This window comes from Streptomyces sp. P6-2-1 (assembly GCF_050613165.1).
Taxonomy (GTDB): domain Bacteria; phylum Actinomycetota; class Actinomycetes; order Streptomycetales; family Streptomycetaceae; genus Streptomyces.
Window position 1 is genome coordinate 7,014,175 of record NZ_CP192513.1, and the last position, 12,155, is coordinate 7,026,329.

At 76.0% G+C, this 12,155-nt stretch carries 12 protein-coding genes and 1 riboswitch; of the genes, 8 read left to right on the forward strand and 4 right to left on the reverse strand.

Annotated features, from left to right (window positions below):
- The first annotated feature begins 94 nt into the window (after nucleotides 1-94).
- The gene (locus ACQYWQ_RS29455) at nucleotides 95-862 is read left to right on the forward strand and encodes a type 1 glutamine amidotransferase (protein WP_431038849.1); all 768 of its coding nucleotides are present in this window, start codon (nucleotides 95-97) and stop codon (nucleotides 860-862) included.
- A gap of 58 nt (nucleotides 863-920) precedes the next feature.
- On the opposite strand, the gene ACQYWQ_RS29460 is transcribed toward ACQYWQ_RS29455, so the two are convergent.
- From ACQYWQ_RS29460 to ACQYWQ_RS29475, 4 genes are all read right to left on the reverse strand, one after another.
- Entirely contained in the window at nucleotides 921-1,628 is a 708-nt protein-coding gene (locus ACQYWQ_RS29460; protein ID WP_431038850.1) for a cell envelope biogenesis protein OmpA, read from the reverse strand.
- A 169-nt stretch (nucleotides 1,629-1,797) separates the two neighbouring features.
- On the reverse strand, nucleotides 1,798-1,932 hold the full coding sequence (locus ACQYWQ_RS29465; RefSeq protein ID WP_431038851.1) for a cell envelope biogenesis protein OmpA: 135 nt from the start codon (nucleotides 1,930-1,932) through the stop codon (nucleotides 1,798-1,800).
- A gap of 29 nt (nucleotides 1,933-1,961) precedes the next feature.
- Nucleotides 1,962-2,102, reverse strand: a riboswitch (SAM riboswitch).
- A gap of 135 nt (nucleotides 2,103-2,237) precedes the next feature.
- The gene (locus ACQYWQ_RS29470) at nucleotides 2,238-2,660 is read right to left on the reverse strand and encodes an OsmC family peroxiredoxin (protein ID WP_431038852.1); all 423 of its coding nucleotides are present in this window, start codon (nucleotides 2,658-2,660) and stop codon (nucleotides 2,238-2,240) included.
- Between the two features lie 114 nt (nucleotides 2,661-2,774).
- Nucleotides 2,775-3,344, reverse strand: a complete 570-nt coding sequence (locus tag ACQYWQ_RS29475; RefSeq protein WP_431038853.1) for a GNAT family N-acetyltransferase — start codon at nucleotides 3,342-3,344, stop codon at nucleotides 2,775-2,777.
- 219 nt (nucleotides 3,345-3,563) lie between these two features.
- On the opposite strand from ACQYWQ_RS29475, the gene ACQYWQ_RS29480 reads away from it, so the two are divergent.
- From ACQYWQ_RS29480 to ACQYWQ_RS29510, 7 genes are all read left to right on the forward strand, one after another.
- Nucleotides 3,564-5,477 (forward strand): acyclic terpene utilization AtuA family protein, encoded by a 1,914-nt coding sequence (locus tag ACQYWQ_RS29480; protein ID WP_431038854.1) that lies wholly within the window; start codon nucleotides 3,564-3,566, stop codon nucleotides 5,475-5,477.
- A complete protein-coding gene (locus tag ACQYWQ_RS29485) occupies nucleotides 5,474-7,072 on the forward strand; it encodes an acyl-CoA carboxylase subunit beta (protein WP_431038855.1) in 1,599 nt (532 codons plus the stop codon). The genes ACQYWQ_RS29480 and ACQYWQ_RS29485 overlap by 4 nt, the downstream gene beginning before the upstream one ends.
- A 63-nt stretch (nucleotides 7,073-7,135) precedes the next feature.
- Complete coding sequence (locus ACQYWQ_RS29490) at nucleotides 7,136-9,157, forward strand: biotin carboxylase N-terminal domain-containing protein (RefSeq protein WP_431038856.1); 2,022 nt, start codon at nucleotides 7,136-7,138, stop codon at nucleotides 9,155-9,157.
- On the forward strand, nucleotides 9,154-10,320 hold the full coding sequence (locus ACQYWQ_RS29495; RefSeq protein WP_431038857.1) for an acyl-CoA dehydrogenase family protein: 1,167 nt from the start codon (nucleotides 9,154-9,156) through the stop codon (nucleotides 10,318-10,320). Before ACQYWQ_RS29490 ends, ACQYWQ_RS29495 begins: the two co-directional genes overlap by 4 nt.
- Before the next feature lie 30 nt (nucleotides 10,321-10,350).
- Nucleotides 10,351-11,085 carry an enoyl-CoA hydratase family protein gene (locus ACQYWQ_RS29500; RefSeq protein ID WP_431038858.1) on the forward strand — a complete coding sequence of 245 codons (735 nt, stop codon included), beginning with the start codon at nucleotides 10,351-10,353 and terminating at the stop codon, nucleotides 11,083-11,085.
- Nucleotides 11,073-11,681, forward strand: a complete 609-nt coding sequence (locus tag ACQYWQ_RS29505) for a TetR/AcrR family transcriptional regulator (RefSeq protein ID WP_431038859.1) — start codon at nucleotides 11,073-11,075, stop codon at nucleotides 11,679-11,681. Before ACQYWQ_RS29500 ends, ACQYWQ_RS29505 begins: the two co-directional genes overlap by 13 nt.
- 58 nt (nucleotides 11,682-11,739) lie before the next feature.
- Entirely contained in the window at nucleotides 11,740-12,138 is a 399-nt protein-coding gene (locus ACQYWQ_RS29510; protein WP_431038860.1) for a hypothetical protein, read from the forward strand.
- Nucleotides 12,139-12,155 lie beyond the last annotated feature (17 nt).

The window sequence follows — 12,155 nt, forward strand, 5'->3', positions numbered from 1 at the left end:
CGGGATTTCCGGCGGCACGGCCGCCCGGCCTCGTTCCGCCCGAACCGCCTAGGCTCGGCCCGACCGGCACGGCCGACAGGGACGGAGAGCGCACGTGGTGAACGGGACGCGGCAGGAGAGCGACGGCGGCGAGGGGCGGGAGCCGCGCGTGCTCGTGGTGCGCAACTTCGACGGGGACGGGGCCGGGAACTGGGGGACGTGGCTCGCGGAGCGCGGGGTGCGGCTCGACGCCGTACGGGCCTGGGAGGGCGAACCCCTGCCCGAACGGCTCGCGCACGACGGGCTGCTCGTCCTCGGCGGCGCCTACCTCCCCGACGACGACACCCGCGCCCCGTGGCTCGCGGCGACCCGCGCGCTCGCCCGACAGGCGCTCGACACAGGCGTCCCCTACTTCGGCATCTGCCTCGGCGGGCAACTCCTCGCGCACGTCGCCGGGGGAGAGGTGCGCGGGGAGCACGGGACCCCCGAGTTCGGCAGCGTCCGGCTCACGCTGCGCCCCGAGGCCGCCGACGACCCGCTCTTCCACGGGCTGCCCCCGCACCCGCCCGCGATCGAGAACCACGTCGACGCCATCACCGCGCTCCCGCCCGGCGCGCACTGGCTCCTGAGCAGCCGCGACTGCCCCTACCAGGGCTTCCGCCTCGGCACCGCCGCCTGGGGCGTCCAGTTCCACCCCGAGGCCCGCGCCGCGCGCATCGCCCGGTGGAACCCCGAACGCCTCGCCCGCCACGGCGCCCCCGACCCCGCGCGCCTCCACGCCCACGCCCAGCGCGAGGCCCCCGAGGCGGAGGCCGCCTGGCGCACCGTCGCCCACCGCTTCGCGGCGCTGGTCAGGGACCGCGGGGGCGCGGTCGTGGGGTGAACGGGGCCGGGCGAGCGGCACGCACGGGCCCGCTCGCCCCACCTCGTACCTCCTCCGCTCACGCCACCCCGTACGCCTCCGCGAGGGCCTCCTTGAACGCCGGGCGCCCCGCGAGGCCGCGCGCCCACGCGGTGAGCACCTCGCGCCCGGAGTGCCTCGCGAGTGCCTCGTGCGGTGTGCCGCCCGTCTCCGGCAGCGCGCAGAGCGCGACGAGCGCCGACCACGCGTCGACATCCGCCGCCGTCAGGCGTTCGCCGCACACGTACGGGTCGCGCCGCAAACGCGCCGCGACGGCGTCGAGCGGCCCCGTACCCGGGACCGCGCCCGTGAAGTCCCACTCCGCTTCGAGCCGGTCCGTCTCGGCGGCGAGCGCGGCCGGACGCAGCGCGCACGCCCCGCACTCGGCCGTCTCCGCGGGCCCGAAGCGGCCGTGCAGATCGCGCAGGATGTCGGGCGTGTGGTTGCTGACGACGCGCCCGGTCCAGCGGTCGCACAGGGCGGGCACGGTGAGCGGTCCCGCGTAGTGCCTGCGCGTCGCCTCGTAGGCGCAGCGCAGGTTCTCGTACGCGGGTGTGCCCGGCCCTTCGAGCGGGACGACCGCGAGGGTCTCACCGAGACCGAGCAGCCGCACCGTCACGGCGACGCGCAGCGCGTCCGCGCGCCGGGGTGTCAGGTACAGGGCGTACCGGTGCGGGGCCGGGTAGAAGCCGTGGCCGCCCGCGACGCCGATGCGCTGCCGCTCGACGGGCTCGACCGCCTCGCGCACACGCGGCAGGCCACTGCCGCGCCGGGCGGGCGCGGGGGTACAGAGAGGGAGGGCGGGCGAGGAGGGGGCAAGGGTTCCGGACATGGTTCTCCCAGGTGACGAGGGGGGAGGAAGACACGGCACAGGGGGCGCACGGGGCGCCGGGGGTGGTGACGGGGGCGGGGGTCCGTCAGCGGGCGGGACGGCCCGTCGCCCCGCACACGCGCAGCAGGTCGATGTGGAGCCTGCGGGTGAGGGTGCGGCGCCGGGGGCGTACGGGCGCGGGGAAGCGGTCGGCGCGGCGCCGGGCCAGAACTCCGGACATGACACCCACCCCTCCCGGCCACCCCACGGGGGCCGCGCTTGTCCCGCCGCCGTGGCGGGACCAGGTCGTCACCCGGGGCACCCCATCGCGGTCGAAGGGTTGCCTGTCAGCGGGCCGGGGCCGATGAACCACGCGCGGAACACTCCGCGCGGGCGCTGACGATCGTGACCGTCCCCCTCAGTGTCACGGCGCCACGACGGACCGTCAAGACGGTGTCCACGCGGTGGCCGCCCACCGCGGCCACGCGCGCGTACGGGGCGGGACGTGCGCGGCGGCGCGCGTGTCCCGTGGGGAGGCGCCCGCGCTCAGCGCAGCGCGGCCTCGACCGTCACCTCGACCGCGAGCGCGCGGGAGATGGCGCAGGTGCGGCCCGCGCGCGCCGCGTACTCCTGGAACTCCGCATCGGAGAGCCCGGGGATCTCCGCGTCCACGGTGATGCGCACGCCGAGGACGCGCGGGCTGACGACCTCGGTGCCCAGGTCCACGTCCACACGGGTGCGGAAGGAGCCGGCGGGCTTGCCGCGCTTGTCCAGGATGTTGGCGAGGGCGTGGTTGTAGCAGCCCGCGTGCCCCGCGGCGAGCAGCTCCTCGGGGCTCGCGCCCGGCGCGCCCTCGAAGCGGCTCGCGAAGGTGTACGGCGCCTCGCGCACCACCCCCGACCCCGCCGAGAGCGAACCGCTGCCCTCGTGGAAGGTCCCGCTCCACACCGACGAGCCCGTCGCCCGCATGCCCCGCTCCTTCGCGCTCGTGCCTCCCCCGGTCCCACGCTGGGCGGGCCCGCGGCGGCCCGCACGCTGGTGCCGGGCGGCCCGGTAGCGCCCCCGCACCGCCTCGGTCCGCGTTCACTCCCCGGCGGCCGCGAACTCCCGTGCCAGCAGCGCGTACACGAACTCGCTGCCCCATTCCCCCTCCCGCACGTCGTTCTCCACCAAGTGGGCCTCGCGGCGCATGCCGAGGCGTGCGCAGACGCGGACGGACGCGGTGTTCTCCGTGTCGACGCGGGCGTGGACGCGGTGGGCGCCCAGGGTGGTGAAGGCGAGCCCCGCGAGGGCGCGGGCGGCCTCGGTCGCGTAGCCGTGGCCCGCCGCTGCCGGGTGGAGCGTCCAGCCGATCTCCGCCTGACGGGCGCGCGTGTCGCGCAGGTTGAGGCTCACCTCGCCCGCGAGCGCGGGCACACCGGGCGCCGGGCGTGTGGGGCACACCGCGAGGAGGACGCGGTCGCCGTCGTTCTCCCACGCGGGCGGCACCGCGATCGTCGCCTCGCACTCGGCGCGGGTGCGGGGCGGGCGGTACAGGTAGCGCGCCACTTCCGGGAGGCGCTGGTAGGCGTGCACCGCGTCGGTGTCCTCCGGCGCGAAGGGGCGCAGCGTCAGGCGCGGGGTGCGCAGCGGGAGGGAGGCGAGGAGGTCCACGGGGCGGCTCCGGGGGCGGGCGAGGGGCGGGCGAACCCGGCCGATCCTCGGGGCCGGGGCGGCCCGGGGGCAAGCGGAATTCCGCACGAGCCGCCCCGTACGCCGCCCTCGCCGACTCACAGAAAATCATGCAAGCGCGCTTGCTTGTTTCCTGGTGCGCTGTGATGCTGCACTCTGCGAGGCCCCACGTCTCCCGAACCCCGGTGAGGAGTAACCGCGTTGACCCCCTCCGCCCCACCCGGCCCGCTCCGCGTCGGCAACGCGTCCGGCTTCTACGGGGACCGCTTCTCGGCCGTGCGCGAGATGCTCACCGGCGGCCCGCTCGACGTGCTCACCGGGGACTACCTCGCCGAGCTGACGATGCTCATCCTCGGCCGCGACCGCCTCAAGGACCCCGCCGCCGGGTACGCCCGCACCTTCCCGCGCCAGCTCGCCGAGTGCCTCCACCTCCTCGCCGAGCGCGGTGTCCGCGTCGTCACCAACGCGGGCGGCCTCAACCCCGCGGGACTCGCCGAGGCACTGCGGCGGCTCGTGCGCCGCGAAGGGCTCGCCATTCCCGTCGCGTACGTGACCGGGGACGACCTCCTCGCGCACCCGGAGGCGGCGGGCCGCGAATCCTGGGGCGAGGGCGTGCTCACGGCCAACGCCTACCTCGGCGGCCGAGGCATCACCGCGTGCCTCCGTGCCGGCGCCCAGCTCATCGTCACCGGGCGCGTCACCGACGCGGCCCTCGTCAGCGGCGCCGCAGCGGCGCACTTCGGCTGGGACCCCGCGGACCACGACCGCCTCGCGGGCGCCGTCGTCGCCGGCCACCTCCTGGAGTGCGGCGCGCAGGTCACCGGCGGCAACTACAGCGACTTCACCGCCCACGACGTGCGCCGCCCCGGCTTCCCGCTCGCCGAGATCGCCGCCGACGGCAGCGCGGTCCTCACCAAGCACCCCGGCACAGGCGGCGCCGTCACGCGGGGCACCGTCACCGCCCAGCTCCTCTACGAGACCGGGCCCGCGCGCTACCTCGGCCCCGACGTCGTGGCCCGCCTCGACACCGTACGGATCGCCCAGGAGGGCCCCGATCGCGTCCGTGTGCACGGCGTACGGGGCGAGGCGCCGCCGCCCACGCTCAAGGTGGGGCTCAGCCGCCTCGGCGGCCACCGGGGCGAGATCGTCTTCGTGCTGACCGGGCTCGACATCCCCGCGAAGGCCGCGCTCGTCCGCGCCCAGCTCACCGAAGCCCTCGCCGAGCGCCCGCCCGCCCGCGCCGACTGGGAACTCGTCCGCACCGACCACCCCGACGCCGCCACCGAGGAGACCGCGAGCGCCCTGCTCCGCCTCGTCGTGCGCGACCCCGACCCCGAGGCCGTGGGGCGCAGGATCGGCGCGGCCGCCGTCGAACTCGGCCTCGCCGGGTACCCCGGCTTCCACCTCACCGCACCCCCCGGAAAGCCGTCCCCGTACGGCGTGTTCAGCGCGGCGGCCGTCCCGCAGACCGCCGTGCGCCACACCGCGCACCTGCCCGACGGCACCACGCGCGACATCCCGCCGCCCCCGCTCACCGCCCTACCCCCGGCCGCCCCGCCCGCCGTCACGCTGCCCCCGGCGCCCGCGCCCGGGCCGGTGCGCCGGGTCCCGCTCGGGTACGTCGCGGGGGCGCGCAGCGGCGACAAGGGAGGCGACGCCAACCTCGGCGTATGGGCGCGCGAACCCGCCGCATGGCCCTGGCTCGTCCACCACCTCACCCCCGAGCGCCTGCGCGCCCTCCTGCCCGAGACCGCGCCGCTCACCGTCACCCGGCACGTCCTGCCCCACCTGCACGCCGTCAACTTCGTGATCGAGGGCCTGCTCGGCGAGGGCGCGGCGGCACGCGAGCGCTTCGACCCGCAGGCCAAGGCGCTGGGGGAGTGGCTGCGCGCCCGCCACGTGGACGTACCGGAAGCGCTGCTCGGGGCCGGGGCGCGGCCGCCGCGCGGGTCCGTACGGGAGGAGCCGGGCGACACGCCGGGACCCGTACCGCCGTCGCAGACCGCGCCAGGGCCCGTACCTCAGCCGGAAGCCGACCCCGGCCCCGTAGCCGCGCCGGACGACGCCCCGCCGCAAGGCCCCGTACCCGCGTCCCCCGAGGAGACCCGCGCGTGACCCTCCTGCCCAGCCTCGTCGACCCCGCCGCACCCGCCCACCTCGCGCGCCGCGCCGCCCAGCTCGACAAGCTCGCCGCGCTCGACGCGGAGCACGCCAAGGCCCTCGCGGGCGGCGGCGAGAAGTACGTGACACGGCACCACCAGCGCGGGAAACTCCTGGCCCGCGAGCGTGTCGAACTCCTCCTCGACCGCGACACGCCGTTCCTCGAACTGTCCCCGCTCGCCGGCTGGGGCAGTGACTGGACCGTGGGCGCCTCGCTCGTCACGGGCATCGGCACCGTCAGCGGCGTCGAGTGCGTCGTCACCGCCAACGACCCGACCGTGCGCGGCGGCGCGAGCAACCCGTGGACGCTCCGCAAAGCCCTGCGTGCCCACGAGATCGCCCGCGCCAACCGGCTGCCCGTCATCAGCCTCGTCGAGTCCGGCGGCGCCGATCTGCCCTCGCAGAAGGAGATCTTCATCCCGGGCGGCGCGCTCTTCCGCGACCTCACGCGCCTGTCCGCCGAGGGCATCCCCACCGTCGCGGTCGTCTTCGGCAACTCGACGGCGGGCGGCGCGTACGTCCCCGGCATGTCCGACCACGTCGTCATGGTCAAGGACCACGCGAAGGTCTTCCTCGGCGGCCCGCCGCTCGTCAAGATGGCCACGGGCGAGGAGAGCGACGACGAATCGCTCGGCGGCGCCGACATGCACGCCCGCACCTCCGGTCTCGCCGACCACCTCGCACGCGACGAGCCCGACGCGCTCCGGCTCGCCCGCCGCATCGTCGCGCGTCTCCACCACCGCAAGGCGCACCCGGCGCCGGGACCCGTGGCGCCGCCCCGGTACGACCCCGAGGAACTCCTCGGCCTCGTCCCCGAGGACCTGCGCGAGCCCTTCGACCCGCGCGAGGTCGTCGCGCGCCTCGTCGACGACTCCGACTACGACGAGTTCAAACCGCTCTACGGCACCAGCCTCACCACCGGCTGGGCGCGCCTGCACGGCTACCCGCTCGGCATCCTCGCCAACACGCGCGGCGTCCTGTTCAGCGAGGAGTCGCAGAAGGCCGCCCAGTTCATCCAGCTCGCCAACCAGCGCGACATCCCGCTCCTCTTCCTCCACCACACGACCGGTTTCATGGTCGGCAAGGAGTACGAGCAGGGCGGCATCGTCAAGCACGGCAGCATGATGATCAACGCCGTCGCCAACTCCCGCGTCCCGCACCTCTCCGTCCTCATCGGCGCCTCCTACGGCGCCGGGCACTACGGCATGTGCGGGCGCGCCTTCGACCCGCGCTTCCTCTTCGCCTGGCCCAGCGCCAAGTCCGCCGTCATGGGCCCGCAGCAACTCGCCGGGGTCCTCTCGCTCGTCGCCCGCGCCTCGGCGGCGGCGAAGGGCCGCCCGTACGACGAGGAAGCGGACGCCTCGCTCCGCGCGATGGTCGAGCAACAGGTCGAGGCCGAGTCGCTGCCCGTCTTCCTCTCCGGGCGTCTCTACGACGACGGCATCATCGACCCGCGCGACACGCGCACCGTGCTCGGCCTGTGCCTCTCCGCCGTCCACACCGCCGAAGTCCGGGGCAACCGCGGGGGTTTCGGTGTCTTCCGCATGTGAGGCACGGGGCGGAGCGCCGCGTCCGCCCGCACACCCCGACGACCCCGCGAGAGGAGCCACCCCATGACCGTCACCCCGCGCCCCGTCACCCGCCTCCTCGTCGCCAATCGCGGCGAGATCGCCCGCCGCGTCCAGCGCACCTGCCGCACGCTGGGCATCACCACCGTCGCCGTCCACTCCGATCCCGACACGCACGCCCCGCACACCACCGAGGCCGACCTCGCCATCCGCCTCCCCGGCGCCGCGCCCGCCGACACCTACCTGCGCGCCGACCTCGTCCTGGACGCGGCCCGCGCCTCGGGCGCCGACGCCGTGCACCCCGGCTACGGCTTCCTCTCCGAGAACGCCGCCTTCGCGCGCGCCGTCACCGACGCCGGGCTCACCTGGATAGGCCCGCCGCCCGAGGCCATCGAAGCGATGGCGTCCAAGACCCGCGCCAAGGACCTCATGGCCCGCGCGGGCGTACCGCTCCTCACCGCCGTCGACCCCGCGCACGCCACCGAGAAGGACCTCCCACTGCTCCTCAAGGCGGCATCGGGCGGCGGCGGGCGCGGCATGCGGCTCGTACGGGACCTCGCCGAGCTGCCCGCCGCACTCACCGCGGCGCGCGCCGAGGCCCGCGCCGCCTTCGGCGACGACGAGGTCTTCGCCGAGCCGTACCTCGCCAGGGGCCGGCACGTCGAAGTGCAGATCCTCGCCGACCGCCACGGCACCGTGTGGGTCCTCGGCACCCGCGACTGCTCGCTCCAGCGCCGCCACCAGAAGGTCATCGAGGAGGCACCGGCGCCCCACCTGCCGCCCGCACAGCGCGCGCTCCTGCACCGCGCCGCCGAGGCCGCCGCGCGCGCCGTCGCGTACACAGGCGCGGGGACCGTCGAATTCCTCGTCGACGAGGACCGCGCCCACTTCCTGGAGATGAACACCCGCCTCCAGGTCGAACACCCCGTCACCGAGGCCGTCCACGGCATCGACCTCGTCGCCCTCCAGATCGCCGTCGCCGAGGGCGAACCCCTGCCGCCCGTCCCGCCCGCGCCGAGCGGGCACGCCGTCGAGGCCCGCCTCTACGCCGAGGACCCCGCCGACGACTGGCGCCCCCGCACCGGACGCCTGCACCGCTTCCGCACCCCCGCCCACCTGCGCACCGACGCCGGAGTCACCGACGGCGGCACGATCGGCGTCCACTACGACCCGCTCCTCGCCAAAGTCATCGCCCACGCCCCCACCCGCACGGCCGCGCTGCGCGCCCTCGCCGACGGACTCGCCCGCACCACACTGCACGGCCCCGTCACCAACAGGGACCTCCTCGTGCGCACCCTGCGGCACCCCGAGGTCGTCGCGGGCGGCGCCGACACCTCCTTCTACGACCGCCACCTGGCCGCACTCACCACGCCCGAGGACGCCGCGGGGGAGGACCTCGCCGCGCTCGCCGCGGCCGTCGCCCAGGCCCGCGCCGCCGCAGGACCGCCCGGCGGCAGCGCTCCCGGCGGTCTCGGCGGCTGGCGCAACATCGCCTCGGCCCCCGCGCTGCGCGCCTACCGCGCCGAGCCGGCGGGCACCGTCCACGAGATCCGCTACCGCACCACCCGCGACGGCATCCACCCCGAGGACCACCCCGGCGTCACCGTGGAGCCGGAGGCGCGCCCCGGCACCGTCCACCTCACGAGAGAGGGCGTCCGCCACACGTACCACGTCACCGTCTACGGGGCGGAGGACGGCGCCGAGGTGTACGTCGACACCCCCGGCGGCTCCGCGCACGCCTTCACCGCCCTGCCCCGCTTCCCCGCGCCCGCGGCGGCCACCGCGCCCGGCTCCCTCCTCGCGCCGCTCCCCGGCACCGTCGTCCGCCTCGCCGAAGGACTCGGCGAGGGAACCCGCGTCGCCGAGGGAGCCCCACTCCTGTGGCTGGAGGCGATGAAGATGGAGCACCGCGTGAGCGCGCCGCGCTCCGGGGTTCTCACCCGGCTGCCCGTCAAGCCGGGACAGCAGGTCGACGTCGGCACACTCCTCGCGGTCATCGAGGACACGGAACCCGCCGCCGAGACGCAGGACACCCCCCGTTCCCCGAAGGAGGACCCCGCACCATGAGCGCTTCCGACATCGTGGAGAGCCAGGAGCACCAGGACCTGCGCGCCGCCGTCGCCGCCTTCGCCCGCTCCTACGGCCGCGACTACCTCACCCGCGCCCTCGGCGCCGGGGAACCCCCGAGCGCGCTGTGGCGCGAGGCGGGCAAGCTCGGATACCTCGGCGTGAGCATCCCCGAGGAGTACGGAGGAGGAGGCGGCGGGATCAGCGAACTCGCCCTCGTGCTGGAAGAGCTGGGTGCCGCCGGTTCGCCGCTGCTCATGATGGTCGTGTCCCCGGCGATCTGCGCCACCGTCATCGCCCGCTTCGGCACCGAGGCGCAGAAGCGCGCCTGGCTGCCCGGGCTCGCGGACGGCAGCCGCGTCATGGCCTTCGGCATCACCGAACCCGACGCGGGCTCCAACTCCCACCGCATCACCACGACCGCGCGCCGCGAAGGCGGGGACTGGGTGCTCACCGGGCGCAAGGTCTTCGTCTCGGGCGTCGACCTCGCCGACGCGGTCCTCGTCGTCGGGCGCGCCGCCGACGCGCGCAGCGGCCGGCTCAAGCCCTGCCTCTTCATCGTCCCGACCGGCGCGCCAGGGTTCACGCGCACCGCCATCGCGATGGAACTCAAGGCCGCCGAGAAGCAGTTCGAGCTGACCATCGACGACGTGCGGCTCCCCGCCGACGCGCTCGTCGGCGACGAGGACGCCGGACTCCTCCAGCTCTTCGCCGGGCTCAACCCCGAACGCGTCATGACCGCCGCCTTCGCGATCGGCATGGGCCGCTACGCCCTCGGGCGGGCCGTCACGTACGCGAAGGAACGCACCGTCTGGAAGACGCCCATCGGGGCCCACCAGGCCATCGCCCACCCCCTCGCCCGGGCCCACATCGAACTCGAACTCGCGCGCCTCATGACCCGCCGCGCGGCGGCCCTCTACGACGCGGGCGACGACATCGGCGCGGGCGAGGCCGCCAACATGGCCAAGTACGCGGCCGCCGAAGCCTGCGCGCACGCCGTCGACCAGTCCGTGCACACCCTCGGCGGCAACGGCCTCACGCAGGAGTTCCAGCTCGCCTCGCTCCTCACCGCGAGCCGCGTCGCGCGCATCGCTCCCGTGAGCCGCGAGATGATCCTCAACTACGTCTCCCACCAGACCCTCGGCCTGCCCAAGTCCTACTGACCGAGTCCCCTCGAACGAACCGGAGTTGTCGTGACCCTCCTGATGCGCCCCGACGAGCGGGGCGTGCGCACCGTGCTGCTCGACGCGCCCGAGCGGCGCAACGCCCTCTCCGCCCCCCTCGTCGCGACGCTCACGACGGCTCTCACCGAGGCCGGAGCGGACCCCGGCGTCCGCGCGGTCGTCCTCGGCCACACGGGAACGGCCTTCTGCGCGGGCGCCGACCTCAGGGAACCCCCCGAGCCCGCCGCGATCCTCGCCCTGCTCCACGCCGTCGTCGCCCTGCCCAAGCCCGTCGTCGCCGCCGTCACCGGGCACGTACGGGCCGGGGGCCTCGGCCTCCTCGGCGCCTGCGACCTCGCCTTCGCCGGGCCCCGCGCCGACTTCGCCTTCACCGAAGCACGCCTCGGCCTCGCCCCCGCCGTCATCTCGCTCCCGCTCGCCACCCGCATCGACCACACGGCGGCCCGCCGCTACTACCTCACGGGGGAGCGCTTCGGACCCGCCGAGGCCGCCCGCGTCGGGCTCGTCACCGAGGCCGTCGACGACGTCGACGCCGCGCTCGGGCCCGTACTCGACGCCCTGCGCGCCTGCTCCCCGCAGGGCCTCGCCGAGAGCAAGCGGCTCGCCACCGCTACAGTGCTCGCGGACTTCGCGGCGCGCGGCGCGGACATGCTCGCCCTCTCGGCCGGGCTCTTCGCCTCCGCCGAGGCACGCGAAGGGATGACGGCCTTCCTCGAACGACGGGACCCCGCATGGGCACGGTGACACGCACGGCACGCGGCGGACCACCCCGCCAGGACCGCAGCCGCGCCACCCGCGAACGCCTCCTCGAAGCCGCCGTCACGTGCGTCGCCGAACACGGCTGGACCCGCTCCACCGTCGCCGTCGTCGCGGAACGCGCGGGCGTCTCGCGCGGCGCGGCCCAGCACCACTTCCCGACCCGTGAGGACCTCTTCACGGCCGCCGTCGCCTACATGGCCGAAGAACGCTCCGCGGCGCTGCGCGCCCTCTTCCCCGGGCCACCGCCCGACCGCCACGCCGTCGTCGCCGCCCTCGCCGAGCTCTACACGGGGCCCCTCTTCCGTGCCGCCCTCCAGCTCTGGGTCGTCGCCTCGCAGGAGGACACCCTGCGCGAGGACGTCGTCGCACTCGAAGCCCGCGTCGGCCGCGAGACCCACCGCATCGCCGTCACCCTCCTCGACGCCGACGAATCCCGCCCCGGCACCCGCGAAACCGTCCAGGGCCTCCTCGACATGTGCCGCGGCCTCGGCCTCGCCGGCCTCCTCACGGACGACGCCCCGCGCAGGGAACGCGTGGTGCGCCAGTGGGCGGCGCTTGTCGCGGGGGCCCTGGGGGAGTGACACCGCCGGGACACGAGGACGGGGGAACAGGCCGCAGGGACGCCGGGTCGCCGCCCGTATGAGCGAAGCCGTCCCGTCGGCCCTGCGGCCCGCCCTCCCCGCCGCCACCGGCGCGCTCCTCGCCCCGCACACCCGGGCGAGGACCGCCTGCCGGCGCGCGGGCGGACTGCCCGTCACCACGCCCGAGCCCGCCGAGGCGTACCAGGAGCGGCGCGCCGCCTGGGCGCGGGCGGTGCGTGCGCCCGACCGCCGCCTCCTGTGCGCCGAGCGAGGCGGCGAACTCCTCGGCCCGCTGAGCGCGGCATCCGTGGACCTCTCGCGGACGCGGGACGAGCGGGCGGAGTGCTGGAGGCGTGGGAAGGCAACGAGCGCGCACCCGGTTTCCACGCCCGCTACGGGTGGTGCCCGGACGGGCGGCGCGGGCCCGGCCCCGGCGGCACCGCCTACCTGCGCCTGAGCCCGCTGCCCGCCCCC

Excerpts from the sequence above, each read along its gene's own strand:
- ACQYWQ_RS29490 (WP_431038856.1), top strand. The coding sequence starts at position 7,136 with ATGACCGTCACCCCGCGCCCCGTCACCCGCCTCCTCGTCGCCAATCGC.
- ACQYWQ_RS29505 (WP_431038859.1), top strand. The coding sequence starts at position 11,073 with ATGGGCACGGTGACACGCACGGCACGCGGCGGACCACCCCGCCAGGAC.
- ACQYWQ_RS29470 (WP_431038852.1), bottom strand. The coding sequence starts at position 2,660 with ATGCGGGCGACGGGCTCGTCGGTGTGGAGCGGGACCTTCCACGAGGGC.
- ACQYWQ_RS29510 (WP_431038860.1), top strand. The coding sequence starts at position 11,740 with ATGAGCGAAGCCGTCCCGTCGGCCCTGCGGCCCGCCCTCCCCGCCGCC.
- ACQYWQ_RS29495 (WP_431038857.1), top strand. The coding sequence starts at position 9,154 with ATGAGCGCTTCCGACATCGTGGAGAGCCAGGAGCACCAGGACCTGCGC.
- ACQYWQ_RS29465 (WP_431038851.1), bottom strand. The coding sequence starts at position 1,932 with ATGTCCGGAGTTCTGGCCCGGCGCCGCGCCGACCGCTTCCCCGCGCCC.